Source organism: Streptomyces sp. NPDC002795 (assembly GCF_042888725.1).
Classification (GTDB): Bacteria; Actinomycetota; Actinomycetes; order Streptomycetales; family Streptomycetaceae; genus Streptomyces.
The window spans coordinates 93,385-112,807 of sequence record NZ_JBIAQB010000015.1; the positions used below are offsets into that span (position 1 = coordinate 93,385).

Consider the following 19,423-nt stretch of genomic DNA (forward strand, 5'->3'; position numbering starts at 1 on the left):
GACCGGCGGGAACCTCACGGTATGACGCAGACCACACACCACACCCCCGACACCGCACGGCAGGCAGACCCCTTCCCGGTCAAGGGCATGGACGCGGTCGTCTTCGCCGTGGGCAACGCCAAGCAGGCCGCGCACTACTACTCGACCGCCTTCGGCATGAAGCTCGTCGCCTACTCCGGACCGGAGAACGGCAGCCGCGAGACGGCCTCCTACGTCCTCACCAACGGCTCGGCCCGCTTCGTCTTCACGTCGGTCATCAAGGCCGCCACCGAGTGGGGCACCTTCCTCCAGGACCACGTCGCGGCGCACGGCGACGGCGTCGTCGACCTCGCCATCGAGGTCCCGGACGTGCGCGCCGCGTACGCCTACGCGACGCAGCACGGCGCCCGCGGCATCGAGGAGCCGCACGAGGCGAAGGACGAGCACGGCACCGTCGTGCGCGCCGCCATCGCCACGTACGGCAAGACCCGCCACACCCTGGTGGAGCGCTCCGGTTACGACGGCCCGTACCTGCCCGGCTATGTCGCCACCGCCCCGATCGTCGAGCCCCCGGCCAAGCGCACCTTCCAGGCCATCGACCACTGCGTCGGCAACGTCGAACTCGGCAAGATGAACGAGTGGGTCGCGTTCTACAACAAGGTCATGGGCTTCACGAACATGAAGGAGTTCGTGGGCGACGACATCGCGACCGAGTACAGCGCGCTGATGTCGAAGGTGGTCGCGGACGGCACCCTCAAGGTGAAGTTCCCGATCAACGAGCCGGCGGTCGCGAAGAAGAAGTCGCAGATCGACGAGTACCTGGAGTTCTACGGCGGCGCCGGCGTCCAGCACATCGCGCTCGCCACGAACGACATCGTCGCGTCCGTACGGACCATGCGGGCGGCCGGAGTTCAGTTCCTGGACACCCCGGACTCGTACTACGACACCCTCGGCGAGTGGGCGGGCGAGACCCGCGTGCCCGTCGAGACGCTGCGCGAGCTGAAGATCCTCGTCGACCGCGACGAGGACGGCTACCTGCTGCAGATCTTCACCAAGCCGGTCCAGGACAAGCCGACCGTCTTCTTCGAGATGATCGAGCGGCACGGCTCCATGGGCTTCGGCAAGGGCAACTTCAAGGCGCTGTTCCAGGCGATCGAGCGGGAGCAGGAGAAGCGCGGAAATCTCTGACGCGGGCTCCTAAGCTGGCCGTATGGCCAGAATGAACGACGTGGGCGGAACGACAGGGTTCGGCGCCATCGACACCAGCGATGACGCCGAACCCTTCCACGCGGACTGGGAGGCGCGGGTCTTCGCGCTCCAGCGCGCGCTGCTCGTGCGGAAGGTCTTCAACCTCGACGAGTTCCGGGACGCGATCGAGACGATGCCGCCCCAGGAGTACCTGGCGGCCTCGTACTACGAGCGCTGGTTCCACGCGATCCGCACGCTCCTCGAACGCAAGGGCGTCATCGAGGAAGGGGCGCTGGACGGTGCCTGAACTCCGTTACGCACCCGGCGACGTGGTCCGCACCTACCGGCACGACCCGCCGCACCACACCCGCCTGCCGCGCTACGCCCGCGGCAAGCTCGGCGTCGTCGTCGAGCCGGAGGGCCGGGCGCCGCTCGCCGACGTGCGCGCGCAGGGGCGCGAGGACGCCCCCGTCGAGATGATCTACGCGGTGCGGTTCGCGGCGCGCGAGCTGTGGGGCGAGGGCGAGCACGACGTCGTCCTCGATCTGTCCGAGAGCTATCTGGAGCCTTTCGAGGAGGTCGGCGCCGATGTCCGGTAACCACGACGACGCGGTGATCTCCCGCCAAGTACGCCTCCTGGAAAGCCTGTTGGAGGACAAGGGCATCGTCGGCGGCGAGACGGTCGACGAGGTCATCGACGGCTTCCTCGCGGGCGCGTCTCCGGTCAACGGCGCGAAGGTGGTGGCCCGCGCCTGGACCGACCCGGCGTTCAAGGAGCGGCTGCTCGCGGACGGCTCGGCGGCGGTGGCCGAACTCGGCTTCTCCTCCGGGGGAGTTCAGCCCCAGCGGCTGCGGGTCGCCGAGAACACGGAGGACGTGCACAACATGATCGTGTGCACGCTCTGCTCCTGCTACCCGCTGCGGCTCCTCGGCCCGTCCCCCGGCTGGTACAAGAGCGAGGCGTATCGCTCGCGCGTGGTGCGTGAACCCCGGGCGGTACTGGGCGAGTTCGGGGTGACGCTCCCGGACGACGTCGAGGTCACGGTCTGGGACTCCAGCGCGGAGACCCGCTACATGGTGCTGCCACGGCGTCCCGCCGGGACGGGTGGGTTGAGCGAGGCGGATTTGGCCTCCCTGGTCACCCGCAACGGCCTGATCGGCACGGCGCTGGTGTGACGCCTTCAAGCCCCTGCGGCGCTTGAGCAGGCGGCTTCGGTGTTGCGGCCTCGGGGCTCTGCCCCGGACCCTGCTGCTCAATCGCCGCAGGGGCTTGATGTGGCTGCACCGGGCTGAAGGGAGTCGCATGGTTGGGGGTTCACACCGGTGGCACGGAGTGCAAAGGTGTGATCATGAGCCGCACCCTCATGGAAGAGCTCCGCACGGGCCTGCCCGCGGAAGCGATCATCGTCGACGCCGACGTCACCGCCTCGTACGCCCACGACATGGCGAGCTTCTGCGACGCGGGCACCCCCGCCGTCGTCGTGCTGCCGCGCACCGTCGAAGAGGTCCAGCACGTGATGCGCACGGCGACCGCGCTGCGCGTCCCGGTCGTCCCGCAGGGCGCCCGCACGGGCCTGTCGGGCGGGGCCAACGCGAGCGAGGGCTGCATCGTCCTCTCGCTCGTCAAGATGGACCGCATCCTGGAGATCAACCCGGTCGACCGGATCGCCGTCGTCGAACCGGGTGTCATCAACGCCACGCTCTCCCGCGCGGTCAACGAGCGGGGGCTCTACTACCCGCCGGACCCCTCCAGCTGGGAGATGTGCACCATCGGCGGCAACATCGGCACGGCCTCCGGCGGCCTGTGCTGCGTGAAGTACGGAGTAACGGCGGAGTACGTCCTCGGGCTCGACGTCGTCCTCTCCGACGGACGGCTCTTGCAGACGGGCAGGCGCACCGCGAAGGGCGTCGCCGGCTACGACCTGACGCGGCTCTTCGTCGGCTCCGAGGGCAGCCTCGGTATCGTGGTGAAGGCGACGCTCGCGCTGAAGCCGCAGCCGCCCCAACAGCTGGTACTGGCAGCCGAGTTCGCCTCGGCGGAGGCCGCGTGCGATGCGGTCTGCCGGATCATGGAGGGCGGGCACGTTCCGTCCCTGCTCGAACTCATGGACCGTACGACGGTGAAGGCCGTCAACGACATGGCCAACATGGGCCTGCCGGAGACCACGGAGGCGCTGCTCCTCGCCGCCTTCGACACCCCGGACCCCACCGCGGACCTCGCGGCCGTCGGCGCGCTGTGCGAGGCCGCGGGCGCCACCCAGGTCGTGCCCGCCGAGGACGCCGCCGAGTCCGAACTGCTGCTCCAGGCAAGGCGCCTGTCGCTCACCGCCCTCGAAGCGGTCAAGGGCACCACGATGATCGACGACGTGTGCGTGCCGCGCTCCAAGCTCGGCGAGCTGCTCGAAGGCGTCGAGCGGATCGCCGACAAGTACGCCCTGACCATCGGCGTCTGCGCGCACGCGGGCGACGGCAACACGCACCCCACCGTCTGCTTCGACGCACAGGACGCCGACGAGGGGCGCCGAGCCCGCGAGTCCTTCGACGAGATCATGGCGCTCGGCCTCGAACTCGGCGGCACCATCACCGGCGAGCACGGCGTCGGAGTGCTGAAGAAGGAGTGGCTGGCCCGCGAGCTCGGCCCGGTCGGCGTCGAGATGCAGCAGTCGGTGAAGGCGGCCTTCGACCCGCACGGCCTGCTCAACCCCGGCAAGCTGTTCTGATCGCGGGGAGTGCGGCCCCGGTGACGTACGGCCCGCATAAAGGACGAAAGCCTCATGTGGCGAGGGGCCCTGCGGCGGGATCCTGAAGGGGTCGCACGGCCGGCCGTCAGGGCGCCGGCCGGCATCCTGCATCCCGATGAGGTCCCGCCGATGAGCACCACCAGCAACGCCAGCCGTAACCACGACAAGTCCGCCCGCCGCCGCAGGACGACCGCCGCCGTACTGGTCGGCGCCATCGCGCTCTCCTCCGTCGGCCTCGGGGTCGGCGCCGCGGTCGCCGACCCGGGCCCCGCGCCCGCGGCCCCCTCGCTCACCGGCACGCCGGACCCGGGCGCACCTTCCGCGTGACCCCGCCCCCGCGCGAGGGCCCTCACAGGTCCTCGGAGGACGACTCGTCCCCCGGCCACGGGTCGCACAGGTACAGGTCGTCGGCGGCCGGCGTCGGGGTGAGCAGGGCGGCCAGGGCGTCGTCGATGCCGAGCTGCTCCGTCTCCGTGCCGGGCGGCACCGCCCGGAGCGTCCGCTCCAGCCAGGCGGAGACCTGCGCGGTCGGCATTTCGAGCAGCGCGTCCCCGTCCGGCGAACTCAGCGCCACCAGAACCACGCTGCGCCCGCCCACCTTCGTCGGCCACACCCGCACGTCCCCGTGCCCGCACGGCCGGAACACGCCCTCCACGAGCAGCTCGCGGGCGAACGTCCAGTTGACCGGGTGATGCGAGCCGATGTGGAACGTGACGTGGACGGCGTAGGGGTCGTCGGTTCGGTAGGCCAGTCGGGCCGGGACGGGGATGCTCCGCTCCGGCGAGAGCACGAGCTTCAGTTCCAGTTCGCGTTCCACCACGGTGTGCATGTCGTGCGTTTCCTCTCCGTCGTACGGGCCCGGAGCGGGCCCGTTGGAAGGTGAGAGCACGATCTGCCGGGATCATTACGCGAGTTCGACGAAGATATTTCTCCGTGTTGCGGCAGGGGCCCCACGTTCCCCGGAAAGTGGTCCGTAACGGCGGAGCGGCACGGGCGGGTGCGGCGGTCTGATAGATGTGGAACCCACAACAAGACCCCCGAGCAGATACGGGACGACGGACATGAGTGCGCCAACCCCGGCCCCCGGCGACGACAGGCCCCGCGAAGGCTACTACCCCGATCCGTCCATTCCCGGATATGTCCGGTACTGGAACGGGGCTGCGTGGGTTCCGGGCACCAGTCGCCCCGCCCCCTCCGACGGAACCTCCCTTCCGGTGCGGCCCGGAGCGGGCGCCGCCCCCGCCCCCACCTCGGTGTCCGAACCCCCTCCCGCGGAGGAGACGGGCCCCGTCTTCCTCGACGAGGAGCCCTCCGTACGTACGGAGATGGGGCCCTCGGAGCACGCCGCACCTGCACCCGCGGCGCCCGAGCCCGCGTCCGCCTGGCAGGCCAACACCGCCCGGCAGACGGGCTTCGGCGCCGAACAGGCCCATCGGGTCTCCTGGGGCTCGGAGCCGGGCGCGGAGACCCCCGAGCAGGCCTCCCCGGAGGCGTCCGCGCCGCCGGAGCGCACGGACGGCACGGTCAAGCTCCGCGCCATGCAGCAGCCGGGAGCCGGGCAGCCGGCCCCCGCCGACGGCACGATGGCGTTCCGCGCGCTGCCGAAGCAGGACGGGCAGAGCGGGCAGAGTGGGGCGGCCACCCCGGGGCAGTCCCAGGCGCAGGCCCGCGCGGGGCTCAACCCGCAGCCCGCACCGCAGGCGCCGGCCGCCCCGGCCCAGCCGAACGTCCCGCAACAGCAGCCGCAGCAGCACCAGCCCCAGCAGCCGCAGCAACAGCAGCACCACCAGCCGCCCCAGGCGCAGGCGCATCTCCAGAGCCCCATGACGCAGGGGCCCGGCGGCGGCTCCCCTTCGTGGCCGCAGCAGGTGCACCAGCTGGCGGGCCAGGGACAGGCTCCGATGCAGGGCCAGGCACCCGCACCCGCGGCCGATCCGAACGGTCCGGTGGCCCCGTTCAAGCCGGTGGCCAGCGACCCGTTCCTCGCCGCGGCGCAGGCCGCAGCGGCAGCCCGCCCGGCAGGTCTCGGCAAGCGGTTCGCGGCCCGGCTCATCGACTCGGTCGTCGTCGGCGGGATCACCGCGATCGCCGCAGTGCCGCTCGGCACCAAGGCCGCCGACCACATCAACGGCAAGATCGACGAGGCGAAGGAGTCGGGGCGCCAGGTCACGGTCTGGCTGCTCGACGGCACGACCGGCACGTACCTCGGCATCGTGCTCGCGGTGCTGCTCGTGGTCGGCACGCTCTACGAGGCGCTGCCGACGTCGAAGTGGGGCCACACCCTCGGCAAGAAGCTGCTCGGCCTGACGGTCCGTGACATCGAGGAGCACGAGGCCCCGACGTTCGTCTCGGCCCTCAAGCGCTGGCTCGCCTACAGCGTGCCCGGCCTCCTCGGGGTGGGCGTCCTCGGAGTCCTGTGGGGCGCCTTCGACCGCCCGTGGCGCCAGTGCCTGCACGACAAGGTGGCGCGCACGTTCGTGGCGGCCGAGTGACGGCCGGGTCATCCGGACGGCGGCCCGCCACGTGCAGGGCGGCCGGGTTCGCGTTCGACTCGGGCCATGAGCACCGAACCGCCGCCCTCCGGGTCCGGCCAGCCGCCGGACGACGACCCGTTCCGTAAGCCGCCGCCCACCGACCAGGGCGGCGGCTCGCCGTACGACAACCCCCAGAACCCCTACGGCTCGGCGCCCCCACCGCCACCGCCCCCGTACGGCGGTGATCCCTACGGTGGTGGCTACGGCGCCGCCGACCCGCTCTCGGGGATGCCGCCGCTGGCCGACAGCGGCAAGCGCGTCCTCGCGCGGATCATCGACATCATCATCATCACGATCGTCGTGGGCCTGCTGTCGTGGCTCTTCGGGGTCGGCCAGTACAACATCGACACCGACGAGATGGACGCGGGCAAGCGGCTCGCCCAGTCGCTGATCGGAGCCATTCTCTACATCGGCTACGACACGATCATGACGGCGAAGACCGGGCAGACGCTCGGCAAGAAGTTGCTGAAGCTGCGCGTCGCCAACCTGAGTGACGGCGCGACGCCCAGCATGCAGACCAACTTGTTGCGCGCGGCCGTCCTGTGGGTGCCCGCAGTGTTCTGCTGCGCCTGCATCTGGACAGCCATCTGCGGCGGCTGGAGCTTCTTCGACAAGCCCTACAAGCAGGGTCTGCACGACAAGGCGGCGAAAACCGTGGTGGTCAGCGCCGCCTGACCGAACCCCACACCGGACAACCGGCGGGCCCGTGTCTCACGGGCCCGCCGGTTCGCGTGCGCGTGCGGCCTCGGCCGAGGTCGGGGCGGAAGGGGAGGGGACCGTGGTGCTGAGACGCTGCGCCGGCACCCGCTCCTTCGCGGCGGCGGTCCCTCGCTTGCGGGTCGGCACCGACATCGCCACGAACAGGCCCAGGATGAGCGCCGAGACGGCGATGACGGGGATGCCTGGGCCCGACTCCGTCCGGGACAGCAGGACCATGGCGATGGTGGAGCAGACGACGGTGGCCGAACCGTAGGCGAGCTGAGCGACAGTCGGGCGAGGCATGGTGAGATCCGTCCTCGTGACATCGGGGGACTATTCGGACCTGTGCCCGAGCAGAGCACTCGGTAAGCATGCCCTAAGCAATGCCGCCGGAGCATGGGGGGCGCACGGAGTCACCGGGGCTGCCAAGGGGACGTCAGGGTGCGCCTGTTGCTCGTGGTCGCGGCCTCGGCCGACGCGTCCGCATTCCGAACCGGACGCTCTGCATAGTGCCAATTGAATGTCCCAGTCAAGGTCTGTTATTTCTCCTCCACTTCCGGTCGAATGACGTCACTTGTGACGCGTGGCGCTCATGCCACGGAGGAGGGGATCTCTCAAGTGACCACCAAGAGACGGGCGTTGAGATCGGTCGCCGTGTTCGCGACCCTCGCCGCCACCGCGGCCACGGGCTCGCTCGCGGCGACCACCGCCCAGGCCGACACTCCGGCCGCTACGAGTGCGACCGCCGACGGAAAGACGTACGGCGGTAAGGGGCACGTCTTCGACGGCCCGTTCAGCAAGCAGCAGGAGAAGCAGCGGCAGGCCGCGCTTCAGCAGGTCCTCCAGGGCACGTCGAAGGTCCAGGAGAAGCACGGCTCCAAGGTCGTGGAGCTGGCGAAGGGCAAGTACGTCGAGCTGGGCCGCGAGCGCACGGACAAGATCTTCACGATCCTGGCCGAGTTCGGCGACAAGGTCGACAACACGACGCTCGTCGACCGCGCGGACGACGACACCCCCGATCTGAAGCCCAAGTACGGCGGCACGCCGGGCCCGCTGCACAACCAGATAGCCGAGCCGGACCGTGCGAAGGACAACAGCACGGCCTGGCAGAAGGACTACAACTCCCAGCACTACAAGGACCTCTACTTCGGGTCCGGCAAGACCGCGTCGGGCAAGGGCGCCGAGTCCCTCAAGACCTATTACGAGAAGACCTCCTCGGGCCGCTACTCGGTCGAGGGCGAGGTCTCCGACTGGGTCAAGGTCGACTGGAACGAGGCCCGCTACGGCTCCAACTACTGCGGCGCCGACAACTGCCCGAACGTCGAGGACCTGGTCCGCGACGGCGTCAACGCCTGGGTCGCGCAGCAGAAGGCGGCCGGCAAGTCGGACGCCGACATCAAGGCCGACATGGCCCAGTACGACCAGTGGGACCGCACGGACCACGACAACGACGGGGACTTCAACGAGGCCGACGGCTACATCGACCACTTCCAGATCGTGCACGCGGGCGAGGACGGCTCGGCCGGCGGCGGCGCGCAGGGCGGCGACTCCCTCTGGGCGCACCGCGGTTACGCCTTCTCCCGTGACGACGGCGACACGGGCCCGTCCGGCTTCAAGGCGGGCGGCACCCCGATCGGCGACACCGGCATCTGGGTCGGCGACTACACGATGCAGCCGGAGAACGGCGGCCTCGGCGTCTTCGCCCACGAGTACGGCCACGACCTGGGCCTGCCCGACCTGTACGACACGACGTACTCCGGCGAGAACTCGGTGGGCTTCTGGTCGCTGATGTCGGCGGGCTCCTGGCTCGGCACCGGCAAGGACTCGATCGGCGACATGCCGGGCGACATGACCGCCTGGGACAAGCTCCAGCTCGGCTGGCTGAACTACGACAAGGCGAAGGCCGCCACCAGGTCGACGCACAAGCTGGGTGTCGCGGAGTACAACACCAAGCTCAAGCAGGCGCTCGTCGTCGAACTGCCGAAGAAGAACGTCACCACGGACATCGTGAAGCCCGCCGAGGGCACGAAGCAGTGGTGGTCGGACTACGGCGACGACCTCGACAACACGCTCTCGCGCACGGTCGACCTGACCGGCAAGACGTCGGCGGCCCTCGAACTCGACGGCTGGTACGACATCGAGAAGGACTACGACTACCTGTACACGCAGGTGTCCACCGACGGCGGCGCGAGCTGGAAGACGATCGACGGCACCGCCGACGGCTCCCCGATCCCGCGCGACGGCGGCGACAAGCCGGCCCTCACGGGCACCAACGGCACGTTCCAGCAGCTGAGTTACTCGCTCGACGCCTTCGCCGGCCAGAAGATCGACGTCCGCTTCCGCTACAAGACCGACGGCGGAGTGGCCCAAATGGGCTTCGCCTTCGACGACTTCACGGTCAAGGCGGACGGCGCGACGCTCTTCTCCGACAACGCCGAGACGGAGCAGGCGGGTTGGACCACGCGCGGCTTCTCCCGCGTGGGAGCGTCCATCTCCGGCGACTACCCGCAGTTCTACATCGCGGAGAACCGCCAGTACGTGTCGTACGACAAGACCCTCAAGGTCGGACCGTACAACTTCGGCTGGCGCGACGGCGGGGCCAAGCAGAACTGGGTCGAGCACTACGCGTACCGCCCCGGCCTCATGATCTGGCAGTGGGACACCTCGCAGCGCAACAACAACGTCGGCCAGCACCCCGGCAAGGGTCTGATCCTCCCGGTCGACGCGCACGCGAAGCCGCTGAAGTGGTCCGACGGCAAGCTGATCACCAACAAGATCACGCCGTACGACGCCGCCTTCGGCCGCTACCCGGTCCCCGGCATGAAGCTCCACAAGCTGGGCGTCGAAACGAAGATCCCGGCGCAGTCGGGGACGCCCGTCTTCGACGATCACAAGGGCACGTACTGGTACGAGGAGAACCCCACGGGGAGCGTGCGCACAACTGACACCAACACCAAGATCAGCATCGTGAAGCAGCCGCTCGACGGCTCCTCGATGACGGTCAAGGTGGGCCCCTCGACCAAGTAGCCCGGTAAAACCGCAGGTCAGAAACGTATCGGCCGCGACCCTCTAGCGGGGTCGCGGCCGGTCGTGTTTAGGTGCGTCCTGTGAGTTCCTTATTGACACTACGTCTCACGGGGGTGTGACAGTCATGTCCGCAGGAGGGTTCTGCAAGCTGCCGGGAGGCACCGTGGTGGTCGCTCTGACCCTGCCCGCGCCCGGCTCCGCCGACGGCGCCGTGCGGGTCCTGGTGCACGCCGCGACCCGCCCCCGGGCGCTGACCCGCCTGCGCAACCTGGGCCTGCGCGCGGTCTACCTCCGGGGCAACGCCCAGCCGCCGACCCCGGACGAGATAACAGCGGTCCTCCACCACCCGGACGGCCTCATCTGGCGCACGGCCCCGGACACGAGATCGGGCGAACTGTGGCACCCGATACGCGCCCTCCTCCCGGGCAGAGCGAGCCCGTCAGGCGTCTAACCGGAGCCCCACCGACGATCAAGCCCATCAAGCCCTGCGGCGACAGAGCCGCTGAAGCCCCTGCGGCGATTGAGCAGATCAAGCCCCTGCGGTGATAGAGCTGCTCAAGCCCCTGCGGCGATTGAGCAGATCAAGCCCCTGCGGTGATAGAGCTGCTCAAGCCCCTGCGGCGATTGAGCCGCTCAAGCCCTGCGGCAGTCGAGCCAATCAAGCCCCGCCGGCGATTGAGGCGCGGGGTCCGGGGCAGCGCCCCGCGGCGTCAAGCCACGACGGGCTTACCACTCAGCTCGACCCCAGCCGAGCGCAGCTCATCCAGCGCCGCCTCGGTGGAGGCCGCCGCAACCCCGGCCGTCAGGTCAAGCAACACCTTCGTACGGAACCCGTCCCGAGCCGAGTCGAGCGCGGTAGCGCGAACGCAGTGATCCGTCGCGATCCCGACCACATCCACCTCGGACACCTCCCGCGCACGGAGCCACTCCGCCAACGGCACCCCGTTCTCGTCCGCCCCCTCGAACCCGCTGTACGCCGCCGAGTACGCCCCCTTGTCGAACACGGCATCGACCGCGCCGGAGGCGACCGCGGGGGCGAAGTTCGGATGGAACCCCACCCCCTCGGTCCCGGCGACACAGTGCCGCGGCCAGCTGCGCACGAAGTCCGGCGCCTCCGAGAAGTGCTCACCGGGGTCGACGTGATGGTCACGCGTGGCGACGACGTGCTGGTAGCACCCGCCCCCGGTCTGCCCGACGAGATCGGTGATCGCGGCAGCGACATCGGCACCCCCCGCCACCGCGAGGCTGCCGCCCTCGCAGAAGTCGTTCTGCACATCCACGACGATCAGGGCGCGACGCATGATTGCTGTCCTTCTGCTTGGAGACTACGAGCGTAGAAGCTTCAAGTGCGTTGCGGGAGAGGGCATGGGGCGCAGTCGTGCGGCGGCCGCCCTCAGACGTACTCGGTCGGGATGACCGGCTCGCCCCTGGACAGCTGCGTGGCCGACAGCGGCAGCAGATCGCGCGCCGCGATGTGCCGCTCGCGCACCGCGTCGAGCGGCTCACGGGAGACCACCTCGCCGCCCTTGACCAGCTCGACGAGGAGCTGCCGGTCTGCGAGCTCCGCCGGGACGGCCCCCGTGCCGACGACCTCGGCCTCCGCGACCCCGTCCGCGTCCGGCCGGCGCGCGGCCCACTTGCGGCCGCCGATCGACGTCTTCCCGCCCGCCGACTTCTTCGCCACGGGCACCAGCGGCGCCTTCGGGTCGGCGGACTCGGCGCGCGCGACCAGCTTGTAGACCATCGAGCAGGTGGGGTGCCCGGACCCGGTCACCAGCTGCGTACCCACCCCGTACGCGTCCACGGGTGAGGCGGCGAGCGAGGCGATGGCGTACTCGTCGAGGTCGGAGGTGACGACGATCTTGGTGTTCGTGGCGCCGAGATCGTCCAGCTGCTGGCGCACCCGGTGCGCGACGAGCAGCAGGTCGCCGGAGTCGATCCGGACGGCGCCGAGCTCGGGCCCCGCGATCTCGACGGCCGTCGCGACCGCCTCCTGTACGTCGTACGTGTCCACCAACAGCGTCGTCCCCTTGCCCAGGGAGTCGACCTGGGCGCGGAAGGCGTCCCGCTCGGTGTCGTGGATCAGCGTGAAGGCGTGCGCGCTGGTGCCGACGGTCGGGATCCCGTACCGGAACCCCGCGGCCAGGTCCGAGGTCGTCGCGAAGCCGCCCACGTACGCGGCGCGCGAGGCGGCCACGGCGGCCAGCTCGTGCGTGCGGCGCGCGCCCATCTCGATCAGCGGCCGCTCGCCCGCGGCCGACGACATCCGGGACGCCGCGGCGGCGATCGCCGAGTCGTGGTTGAGGATCGAGAGGATCACCGTCTCCAGGAGCACGCACTCGGCGAAGGAGCCCTCGACGCGCAGCACGGGGGAGCCGGGGAAGTAGACCTCGCCCTCGGGGTAGCCCCAGATGTCGCCGGAGAAGCGGTAGTCCGCGAGCCACTGGAGCGTCGGCTCGTCGACGACGTCGCGCTCGCGCAGGAAGTCGAGCACGTCCGTGTCGAAGCGGAAGTTCTCCACCGCGTCCAGGACGCGCCCGGTGCCCGCGACGACGCCGTAGCGGCGCCCCTCGGGCAGGCGCCGGGTGAAGACCTCGAAGACGGAGTGCCGGTCGGCGGTGCCGCCGCGGAGGGCCGCCTGCAGCATCGTCAGCTCATAGTGGTCGGTGAAGAGCGCAGTCGACGGAACGTCCACCGGCAGGCCCAGGTCCGCTACGTTCACAGCGGTCTACCTCGCATGCATCGTCGGGGCCGACGCCGATTGTCGGCCGGGGGTCCGGGGGTTGTCCCCCGGAAGCTGGAGCATGGAATGGATGCTACCCCCGATTAACGTCAGGGTGACGATTTCTGCGCCCGTTTGTGCGTGGGCCGGGTGGTGGTGGCAGCATGGGCCCTGTGACGGCGCCAACACCCCTTGAGATCGAAAGGCCCGAGACGACGGAGGAGGTATCCGTCGTCCCTGAGCCGGACGTCCCCTGGATCACGCTCGTCCACAACGATCCGGTGAACCTCATGAGTTACGTGACGTATGTCTTCCAGGCGTACTTCGGGTACTCGAAGGACAAGGCCACCAAGCTCATGATGGACGTGCACCAGAAGGGCCGGGCCGTCGTCTCCGCGGGCAGCCGCGAGGAGATGGAACGCGACGTGCAGGCGATGCACGGGTACGGCCTGTGGGCCACGCTTCAACAGGATCGGAAGTAGCAGCATCCCGATGCCAGGACATTTCGAACCGATCCCCGGCGGCGGCGCGGCCGTCGCCCTCGACGACGTCGAGATCTCCATCATCCGCTCGCTCGCGGTCCAGCTCCTCGAGCTGATCGGGCCGGGCCCCGGCGGCGAGGTGAGCGACGACCCGCTCGCGGAGCTCTTCGCCGACGGACCGAGCGAACCGCCCTCCGACGCGGTGCTGCGCCGCCTCTTCCCCGACGCGTACGGCGGCCCGGGCACCGAGGACGAGACCCCCGAGGGCGCCGACGAACTGCGCGCCCACTCCTCGGAGTTCCGCCGCTTCACCGAGAACGACCTGCGGGCCGGCAAGCGCGAGGACGCCCTCGCGGTGATCCGCACGCTCGACACGCTCAGCCCGGCGGGAGACGGGGGAGCGGTCCTCAAGCTGTCTCAGGGCGAGTCCATCCAGTGGATGCGGGCGCTCAACGATCTGCGCCTCGCGATCGGCACCCGCCTCGACATCACCGACGAGGAGGACACGGACCTCCTCTACCGGCTCCCGGACGACGACGCGCGCAAGCCGATGGTGATGGCGTACCTGTGGCTCGGCGGGCTCCAGGAGACCCTCGTCGAGACCCTGACGGCCTGACCGCCGGTCAGGTTGGCCTGTTCGCTCAGCGGGCCCTCAAATCCGTATAACGATCCCGTCACCGCGCCCACCCAGCTTGCGGCGCGGTGATTTGTTTTGTCCCGTTTTGCTCGTGGCGTACGCCACACGCGCCTCGGCCGACCCCGGTGAACGCCGTGATAAATCTTCACGACCACCCGAAGGACGCCACCCCTGTCCTGTCGGAGGGCGCCCCGACCGGCCGACCGCCGGTAGGCACAAGCTCCATCCATCCAGGGGCCCAGACCCCGAAGGATCGTCACAGTCGATCCGAGCCGAGTACGGCACGGATCGGCATGGAGAAAGGCGCACACCATGACCTCAGTGCAGGTCGACGAGCAGCACGACGGCAATGAGGCCGCGCAGGCCGAGACCGACGAGGGTTACAAGCGGGGACTCGGGGCCCGGCAGATCCAGATGATCGCCATCGGCGGCGCCATCGGGACCGGCCTCTTTCTCGGCGCGGGCAAGGGCATCTCCAAGGCGGGGCCCAGCCTGATCCTGGCGTACGCGGTCGCCGGCGTGGTCATCTTCTGCATCATGCGAGCTCTCGGCGAGCTCCTCATGTACCGCCCCGTGTCCGGCTCCTTCTCGGAGTACGCGCGCGAGTTCATCGGCCCCTTCGCGGGCTTCGCGACCGGCTGGACGTACTGGCTGTTCTGGGTCATCACCGGAATGACCGAGGTCACCGCGGCGGCCACCTATATGACGTTCTGGTGGGACATCCCGCAATGGGTGTCCGCACTCGTCTTCACCGTCATCCTCTACGGCGCCAACCTGATCTCCGTGAAGCTCTTCGGTGAGCTGGAGTTCTGGTTCTCCACCGTCAAGGTCACCGCCATCATCGGCATGATCCTGATCTGCGCCGGCATCCTCACCATCGGCTTCTCCGACGCCGGTGACACCGCCTCCATCTCGCACCTGTGGGACATCGGCGGCTTCTTCGCCGGCGAGAACGGCATCGGCTCGACGCTGATGACCCTCCAGATGGTGATGTTCGCGTTCCTCGCGGTCGAGCTCGTCGGCGTCACCGCGGGCGAGGCCAAGGACGCCAAGAAGGTCCTGCCGAAGGCCATCAACACCGTGCCGTGGCGCATCGCCGTCTTCTACGTCGGCGCCCTGATCATGATCCTCTCCGTCGTGCCGTGGACGTCCTTCAAGGCCGGCGAGAGCCCGTTCGTCCACGCCTTCGACAAGATGGGCCTCGGCGTCGGCGCCGCCATCGTCAACTTCGTCGTGCTGACCGCCGCGCTGTCCTCCTGCAACTCGGGCATGTACTCCACCGGCCGCATGCTGCGCGACCTCGCGCAGAACGGCCAGGGCCCGCAGTTCTTCACCAAGCTGAGCAAGAACGGTCTGCCGGTCGTCGGCACCACGTTCTCCGCCGCGATGATGATGGTCGGCGTCTGGATCAACTACCAGTGGCCCGGCGAGGCGTTCAACTACGTCGTCTCCTTCGCCACCATCTCCGGCATGTGGGCCTGGATCATCATCCTGATCTGCCAGATCCGCTACCGCCTCAAGTCCGACCGCGGCGAGCTCCCGAAGTCCGAGTTCCGCGCGCCGTGGGGCGTCTGGGTCAGCGGCCTCGCGCTGGCGTTCATCTTCATGGTCATCGTCCTGATGGGCATCGACCCCGACGCGCGCGTCTCCCTGTACGCCGCTCCGGTCTGGGCCGCGGTCCTGGGTGTCTCGTACTTCTTCCTGAAGAAGCGGAACCCGGACAGCGCCTCCTTCGCGAAGCGCAACTGACGCACCACGTCTCACGCCACGTCTCACCAAGTGGGCCCCGCTGTACCGCACTCCGGTACGGCAGGGCCCATTTGCTTATGCTGGCCGCATGTTGAAGATTTCCCAGACCCTGGTCGACCAGATCGTCGAGCATGCCCGCAAGGACCACCCCGACGAGGCCTGCGGCGTCGTCGCGGGCCCGGTCGGCGAGGGCCGCCCCGAGCGCTTCATCCCGATGCTGAACGCCGCCCGCTCGCCCACGTTCTACGAGTTCGACTCCGGTGACCTGCTGAAGCTCTACCGCGAGATGGACGACCGCGACGAAGAGCCGGTGGTCATCTACCACTCGCACACGGCCACCGAGGCGTACCCCTCGCGCACCGACGTCACGTACGCGAACGAGCCGAACGCCCACTACGTCCTGGTCTCCACCGCCGACGCCGACGACGCGGGCCCCTTCCAGTTCCGCTCGTACCGCATCGTCGAGGGCGAGATCACCGAGGAAGAGGTCGAGATCACCGCCTGAACGGCACACTCCCGACCACGCGGTTCTCAGTCACCGGACGCATTTCGACCGCATGGTGAGATCACATTCCGGGATCCGGACCGGGAATCGATACGATGAGCCCATGGTTTCCCACGACGTGAGCGAAAAGACGCCGGGCACGCTGCTCGTGGCGCGGCTGCACGTCGACCTGTGCCGCCTCGCCAGCGCCATCTGTCCGCGCTGAGCCGGATCGCCGGGCGCCCCTCGACCGAGGGCCCGCGGCTCCCGCCACCCACGCACCTGACCGGAAACGCCCGCGCCCCGGCGCGCTCACCCACACGACTTCCGACTCCCGACAGGAGCCCAGCATGGCCATCGAGGTCCGCATCCCGACCATCCTCCGCACCTACACCGACGGCGCGAAGGCCGTCGAAGGCGCCGGGGACAACCTCAGCGAACTCTTCGCCGACCTGGACACCCGGCACACGGGCATCGCCGACCGCATCGTGGACAACGGCCAGCTGCGCCGCTTCGTGAACGTCTACCTGAACGACGAGGACGTCCGCTTCCTCGACGGCATCAGCACCAAGCTCGCCGACGGCGACAGCATCACGATCCTGCCGGCCGTGGCCGGCGGAATGCGCTGAGCGGGCTCATGCGCTACGACAGTCCGCTGGCCGCGGTGGGCAACACCCCCCTGGTGCGCCTGCCGCGGCTCTCGCCCTCCGACGACGTGCGGATCTGGGCGAAGCTGGAGGACCGCAACCCGACCGGCTCGATCAAGGACCGCCCCGCGCTCCACATGATCGAACAGGCCGAGAAGGAAGGCCGGATCAAGGCCGGGGACACCATCCTCGAACCCACCTCCGGCAACACCGGCATCTCGCTCGCGATGGCCGCCCGCCTCAAGGGCTACAACATCGTCTGCGTCATGCCGGAGAACACCTCGCAGGAGCGTCGCGACCTGCTCGCCATGTGGGGCGCGGAGATCATCCCCTCGCCGGCCGCGGGCGGCTCCAACACGGCGGTCCGCATCGCCAAGGAGCTGGCCGAGCAGCACCCGGACTGGGTGATGCTCTACCAGTACGGCAACCCGGACAACGCGGGCGCGCACTACGCCACGACCGGCCCGGAGATCCTCACCGACCTCCCGTCCGTCACGCACTTCGTGGCGGGGCTCGGCACCACCGGCACGCTCATGGGCGTCGGCCGCTACCTGCGCGAGCACAAGCCCGACGTCAAGATCGTCGCGGCCGAGCCGCGCTACGACGACCTCGTCTACGGGCTGCGCAACCTCGACGAGGGCTTCGTCCCGGAGCTCTATGACGCGTCCGTCCTCACCACCCGGTTCTCCGTCGGCTCGGCCGACGCGGTGACCCGCACGCGTGAGCTCCTCCAGCAGGAGGGCATCTTCGCGGGCGTCTCCACGGGGGCGGCGCTGCATGCCGCGATCGGCGTGGGCAAGAAGGCGGTGAAGTCGGGGGAGTCCGCCGACATCGTGTTCGTCGTCGCCGACGGCGGGTGGAAGTACCTGTCGACGGGGGTCTACACGGCCGCGACCACGGAAGAGGCCATCGAGGTCCTGCACGGCCAGCTCTGGGCGTGACGCTTCAGTTCGAGCCGTTCATCTTCAGCCCCTCCGGCGTTTGAGGAGCGGGGTCCGGGGCAGAGCCCCGGGACCGCAACGCCGGAGGGGCTTTTCAGTGCCCCAGGTGTCGCACCTGGTCCCACAGCCCGGGGTCGATGATCCCCGCCCGCCGCCGGAAATCACTCACCGGCACCGTACGGAGCTCATCCGTCTCCAAAAAGCTCGCCCGCCCGCGCGCATCCCCCACGGTCCCCGGCGGCAACGCGATCACGCCAGGCCGCTCGTCGTGATACCGACTGGTGATCTTGGCGACCGTGGCCACGCCCCGCCGCACCGAAAGGACCAGGCACGGCCGGTCCTTCCCGCCGGGCCCGTCCTCGTACGGCACGAGCGCCCACCAGATGTCCCCCGGCTCGGGCCCGCGGGCGTGCCCGTCCCGCGGCACATGCCGCTCCCGGCGGCGGTGCCGCGTGCCGCGCCCCCACCCGTCGACCAGCGTCGCGACGAGCGCGAGCAGTACGACGGCAGCGAGCGCGAGCCACCAGGACGTGTCCATAGGCATGACGGTACCGGTGAGGCGCGCGGGGTGCTTCCGCGGCCCCGGAGCCCTCCGAACCGGTGACAGTGCAGGTGAGTTCGCCCACAACGGCCCGTGACGGAGGAGCCACCCGCCCTTTTGCGCCTTACGCTCGACAGACCCCCTTGGGGCCCTGTGGCCCATGACTCCACCCCGCATTTCCGACCGCCAGCGCGGAGGTTGAAGGCTCTTATGAAGCTCACCGTCGTCGGCTGCTCGGGGTCGTTCCCGTCCGCGGATTCGGCCTGCTCGAGCTACCTCGTCGAGGCCGACGGCTACCGGCTGCTCCTCGACATGGGCAATGGCGCCCTGGGCGAGCTGCAGCGCCATGTCGGTCTCTACGACCTCGACGCGATCTTCCTCTCGCATCTGCACGCGGACCACTGCATCGACATGTGCGCGTACTTCGTCGTGCGCTACTACCGCCACGACGGCGGCCGTTGCGGTCCCATGCCCGTCTACGGCCCCGAGGGCACCGAGCAGCGCCTGACCACCGCGCACGCCGACACGCCCTCGGCCTCCGCGTTCAGCGAGGTCTTCGACTTCCACACCGTGAAGCCGGGCTCGTACGAGATCGGGCCCTTCTCCGTCCGCATGGAGAAGGTGTGCCACCCGGTGGAGTCGTACGCGATCCGGGTCGAGCACGGCGGGCGCTCCCTGACGTACTCCGGGGACACCGGGCCGTGCGCCGCGCTGGACGAACTGGCCCAGGACAGCGATCTGTTCCTGTGCGAGGCCGCGTTCACGCACGGCAAGGAGAACATCCCGGCGCTGCACCTCAACGGCCGGGAGGCGGGGGAGGTGGCGCAGCGCTCCGGCACCCGCAAGCTCGTCCTGACGCACATCCCGCCGTGGACGGACCCGCAGGTGAACCTCGCGGACGCGCGCGCGGTGTACGACGGGCCGGTGGAGCTGGCGGCGCCGGGAGTGTCGTACACGGTCTGAGAGCGGTACGAGGAAGGCCCCGGAACCTCAGCGGTTCCGGGGCCTTCCTCGTACGGGCACACGCTCGTACGGTCACACGGGGGAGTCGC

At 69.6% G+C, this 19,423-nt stretch carries 23 protein-coding genes; 18 read left to right on the plus strand and 5 right to left on the minus strand.

What is annotated here, in order from left to right; genetic code table 11:
* The first annotated feature begins 21 nt into the window (after positions 1-21).
* From hppD to ACFYWS_RS35345, 6 genes are all read left to right on the plus strand, one after another.
* Complete coding sequence (gene hppD / locus ACFYWS_RS35320) at positions 22-1,167, plus strand: 4-hydroxyphenylpyruvate dioxygenase (protein WP_389283278.1); 1,146 nt, start codon at positions 22-24, stop codon at positions 1,165-1,167.
* A 22-nt stretch (positions 1,168-1,189) separates the two neighbouring features.
* On the plus strand, positions 1,190-1,474 hold the full coding sequence (locus ACFYWS_RS35325) for a hypothetical protein (protein WP_389283280.1): 285 nt from the start codon (positions 1,190-1,192) through the stop codon (positions 1,472-1,474).
* Positions 1,467-1,766 carry an SH3-like domain-containing protein gene (locus ACFYWS_RS35330; RefSeq protein ID WP_389283282.1) on the plus strand — a complete coding sequence of 100 codons (300 nt, stop codon included), beginning with the start codon at positions 1,467-1,469 and terminating at the stop codon, positions 1,764-1,766. Before ACFYWS_RS35325 ends, ACFYWS_RS35330 begins: the two co-directional genes overlap by 8 nt.
* A complete protein-coding gene (gene nthA, locus ACFYWS_RS35335; RefSeq protein WP_389283283.1) occupies positions 1,756-2,343 on the plus strand; it encodes a nitrile hydratase subunit alpha in 588 nt (195 codons plus the stop codon). The genes ACFYWS_RS35330 and nthA overlap by 11 nt, the downstream gene beginning before the upstream one ends.
* 173 nt (positions 2,344-2,516) lie before the next feature.
* Positions 2,517-3,887 (plus strand): FAD-binding oxidoreductase, encoded by a 1,371-nt coding sequence (locus ACFYWS_RS35340; protein ID WP_389283285.1) that lies wholly within the window; start codon positions 2,517-2,519, stop codon positions 3,885-3,887.
* Positions 3,888-4,037: 150 nt separating this feature from the next.
* Complete coding sequence (locus ACFYWS_RS35345) at positions 4,038-4,235, plus strand: hypothetical protein (protein WP_389283287.1); 198 nt, start codon at positions 4,038-4,040, stop codon at positions 4,233-4,235.
* A gap of 22 nt (positions 4,236-4,257) precedes the next feature.
* Here the strand turns inward: ACFYWS_RS35345 and ACFYWS_RS35350 are convergent, their stop codons facing one another.
* Positions 4,258-4,737, minus strand: coding sequence for an SsgA family sporulation/cell division regulator (locus tag ACFYWS_RS35350; protein WP_389283288.1), 480 nt, complete (start codon positions 4,735-4,737; stop codon positions 4,258-4,260).
* Positions 4,738-4,969: 232 nt separating this feature from the next.
* Between ACFYWS_RS35350 and ACFYWS_RS35355 the strand changes: the two genes are divergently transcribed.
* Positions 4,970-6,400 (plus strand): RDD family protein, encoded by a 1,431-nt coding sequence (locus tag ACFYWS_RS35355; RefSeq protein ID WP_389283290.1) that lies wholly within the window; start codon positions 4,970-4,972, stop codon positions 6,398-6,400.
* Positions 6,401-6,466: 66 nt separating this feature from the next.
* Complete coding sequence (locus ACFYWS_RS35360; RefSeq protein ID WP_389283291.1) at positions 6,467-7,117, plus strand: RDD family protein; 651 nt, start codon at positions 6,467-6,469, stop codon at positions 7,115-7,117.
* Positions 7,118-7,153: 36 nt separating this feature from the next.
* Here ACFYWS_RS35360 and ACFYWS_RS35365 read toward each other — a convergent pair whose 3' ends face one another.
* Positions 7,154-7,444, minus strand: coding sequence for a hypothetical protein (locus tag ACFYWS_RS35365; RefSeq protein WP_389283293.1), 291 nt, complete (start codon positions 7,442-7,444; stop codon positions 7,154-7,156).
* Positions 7,445-7,759: 315 nt separating this feature from the next.
* On the opposite strand from ACFYWS_RS35365, the gene ACFYWS_RS35370 reads away from it, so the two are divergent.
* On the plus strand, positions 7,760-10,168 hold the full coding sequence (locus ACFYWS_RS35370) for an immune inhibitor A domain-containing protein (RefSeq protein WP_389283295.1): 2,409 nt from the start codon (positions 7,760-7,762) through the stop codon (positions 10,166-10,168).
* A gap of 124 nt (positions 10,169-10,292) precedes the next feature.
* Positions 10,293-10,619: a hypothetical protein gene (locus tag ACFYWS_RS35375; RefSeq protein ID WP_389283296.1), complete on the plus strand. Its 327-nt coding sequence runs from the start codon at positions 10,293-10,295 to the stop codon at positions 10,617-10,619.
* A gap of 259 nt (positions 10,620-10,878) precedes the next feature.
* Here the strand turns inward: ACFYWS_RS35375 and ACFYWS_RS35380 are convergent, their stop codons facing one another.
* On the minus strand, positions 10,879-11,469 hold the full coding sequence (locus tag ACFYWS_RS35380; protein ID WP_389283298.1) for an isochorismatase family protein: 591 nt from the start codon (positions 11,467-11,469) through the stop codon (positions 10,879-10,881).
* Between the two features lie 92 nt (positions 11,470-11,561).
* Positions 11,562-12,890, minus strand: a complete 1,329-nt coding sequence (locus ACFYWS_RS35385; protein ID WP_389283300.1) for a nicotinate phosphoribosyltransferase — start codon at positions 12,888-12,890, stop codon at positions 11,562-11,564.
* A gap of 164 nt (positions 12,891-13,054) precedes the next feature.
* Here ACFYWS_RS35385 and clpS point away from each other — a divergent pair, with 164 nt between their 5' ends.
* The 7 genes from clpS to ACFYWS_RS35420 all read left to right on the plus strand — a co-directional run bounded on the left by clpS (position 13,055) and on the right by ACFYWS_RS35420 (position 17,830).
* A complete protein-coding gene (clpS, locus tag ACFYWS_RS35390; RefSeq protein ID WP_326015606.1) occupies positions 13,055-13,372 on the plus strand; it encodes an ATP-dependent Clp protease adapter ClpS in 318 nt (105 codons plus the stop codon).
* A 10-nt stretch (positions 13,373-13,382) separates the two neighbouring features.
* Complete coding sequence (locus tag ACFYWS_RS35395; RefSeq protein ID WP_389283302.1) at positions 13,383-13,988, plus strand: DUF2017 domain-containing protein; 606 nt, start codon at positions 13,383-13,385, stop codon at positions 13,986-13,988.
* 333 nt (positions 13,989-14,321) lie between these two features.
* Complete coding sequence (locus ACFYWS_RS35400) at positions 14,322-15,758, plus strand: amino acid permease (RefSeq protein ID WP_389283304.1); 1,437 nt, start codon at positions 14,322-14,324, stop codon at positions 15,756-15,758.
* Positions 15,759-15,846: 88 nt separating this feature from the next.
* Positions 15,847-16,263 (plus strand): Mov34/MPN/PAD-1 family protein, encoded by a 417-nt coding sequence (locus tag ACFYWS_RS35405; RefSeq protein ID WP_389283305.1) that lies wholly within the window; start codon positions 15,847-15,849, stop codon positions 16,261-16,263.
* Positions 16,264-16,366: 103 nt separating this feature from the next.
* Complete coding sequence (locus ACFYWS_RS35410) at positions 16,367-16,468, plus strand: putative leader peptide (protein ID WP_018531834.1); 102 nt, start codon at positions 16,367-16,369, stop codon at positions 16,466-16,468.
* Between the two features lie 124 nt (positions 16,469-16,592).
* A complete protein-coding gene (locus ACFYWS_RS35415; RefSeq protein ID WP_389283308.1) occupies positions 16,593-16,871 on the plus strand; it encodes a MoaD/ThiS family protein in 279 nt (92 codons plus the stop codon).
* 8 nt (positions 16,872-16,879) lie between these two features.
* Positions 16,880-17,830: a PLP-dependent cysteine synthase family protein gene (locus ACFYWS_RS35420; RefSeq protein ID WP_389283310.1), complete on the plus strand. Its 951-nt coding sequence runs from the start codon at positions 16,880-16,882 to the stop codon at positions 17,828-17,830.
* A gap of 94 nt (positions 17,831-17,924) precedes the next feature.
* Here the strand turns inward: ACFYWS_RS35420 and ACFYWS_RS35425 are convergent, their stop codons facing one another.
* Positions 17,925-18,368 (minus strand): type II toxin-antitoxin system PemK/MazF family toxin, encoded by a 444-nt coding sequence (locus tag ACFYWS_RS35425; RefSeq protein WP_389283312.1) that lies wholly within the window; start codon positions 18,366-18,368, stop codon positions 17,925-17,927.
* Between the two features lie 213 nt (positions 18,369-18,581).
* Between ACFYWS_RS35425 and ACFYWS_RS35430 the strand changes: the two genes are divergently transcribed.
* Positions 18,582-19,334 carry an MBL fold metallo-hydrolase gene (locus ACFYWS_RS35430; RefSeq protein WP_389283314.1) on the plus strand — a complete coding sequence of 251 codons (753 nt, stop codon included), beginning with the start codon at positions 18,582-18,584 and terminating at the stop codon, positions 19,332-19,334.
* The last annotated feature ends 89 nt before the right edge of the window (positions 19,335-19,423 follow it).

Excerpts from the sequence above, each read along its gene's own strand:
- ACFYWS_RS35360 (WP_389283291.1), top strand. The coding sequence starts at position 6,467 with ATGAGCACCGAACCGCCGCCCTCCGGGTCCGGCCAGCCGCCGGACGAC.
- ACFYWS_RS35345 (WP_389283287.1), top strand. The coding sequence starts at position 4,038 with ATGAGCACCACCAGCAACGCCAGCCGTAACCACGACAAGTCCGCCCGC.
- clpS (WP_326015606.1), top strand. The coding sequence starts at position 13,055 with ATGGGCCCTGTGACGGCGCCAACACCCCTTGAGATCGAAAGGCCCGAG.
- ACFYWS_RS35415 (WP_389283308.1), top strand. The coding sequence starts at position 16,593 with ATGGCCATCGAGGTCCGCATCCCGACCATCCTCCGCACCTACACCGAC.
- ACFYWS_RS35375 (WP_389283296.1), top strand. The coding sequence starts at position 10,293 with ATGTCCGCAGGAGGGTTCTGCAAGCTGCCGGGAGGCACCGTGGTGGTC.
- ACFYWS_RS35400 (WP_389283304.1), top strand. The coding sequence starts at position 14,322 with ATGACCTCAGTGCAGGTCGACGAGCAGCACGACGGCAATGAGGCCGCG.
- ACFYWS_RS35395 (WP_389283302.1), top strand. The coding sequence starts at position 13,383 with ATGCCAGGACATTTCGAACCGATCCCCGGCGGCGGCGCGGCCGTCGCC.
- ACFYWS_RS35430 (WP_389283314.1), top strand. The coding sequence starts at position 18,582 with ATGAAGCTCACCGTCGTCGGCTGCTCGGGGTCGTTCCCGTCCGCGGAT.
- ACFYWS_RS35425 (WP_389283312.1), bottom strand. The coding sequence starts at position 18,368 with ATGGACACGTCCTGGTGGCTCGCGCTCGCTGCCGTCGTACTGCTCGCG.
- ACFYWS_RS35355 (WP_389283290.1), top strand. The coding sequence starts at position 4,970 with ATGAGTGCGCCAACCCCGGCCCCCGGCGACGACAGGCCCCGCGAAGGC.
- ACFYWS_RS35410 (WP_018531834.1), top strand. The coding sequence starts at position 16,367 with ATGGTTTCCCACGACGTGAGCGAAAAGACGCCGGGCACGCTGCTCGTG.
- ACFYWS_RS35340 (WP_389283285.1), top strand. The coding sequence starts at position 2,517 with ATGAGCCGCACCCTCATGGAAGAGCTCCGCACGGGCCTGCCCGCGGAA.
- ACFYWS_RS35350 (WP_389283288.1), bottom strand. The coding sequence starts at position 4,737 with ATGCACACCGTGGTGGAACGCGAACTGGAACTGAAGCTCGTGCTCTCG.
- ACFYWS_RS35405 (WP_389283305.1), top strand. The coding sequence starts at position 15,847 with ATGTTGAAGATTTCCCAGACCCTGGTCGACCAGATCGTCGAGCATGCC.
- ACFYWS_RS35420 (WP_389283310.1), top strand. The coding sequence starts at position 16,880 with ATGCGCTACGACAGTCCGCTGGCCGCGGTGGGCAACACCCCCCTGGTG.
- ACFYWS_RS35365 (WP_389283293.1), bottom strand. The coding sequence starts at position 7,444 with ATGCCTCGCCCGACTGTCGCTCAGCTCGCCTACGGTTCGGCCACCGTC.
- ACFYWS_RS35325 (WP_389283280.1), top strand. The coding sequence starts at position 1,190 with ATGGCCAGAATGAACGACGTGGGCGGAACGACAGGGTTCGGCGCCATC.
- hppD (WP_389283278.1), top strand. The coding sequence starts at position 22 with ATGACGCAGACCACACACCACACCCCCGACACCGCACGGCAGGCAGAC.
- nthA (WP_389283283.1), top strand. The coding sequence starts at position 1,756 with ATGTCCGGTAACCACGACGACGCGGTGATCTCCCGCCAAGTACGCCTC.
- ACFYWS_RS35380 (WP_389283298.1), bottom strand. The coding sequence starts at position 11,469 with ATGCGTCGCGCCCTGATCGTCGTGGATGTGCAGAACGACTTCTGCGAG.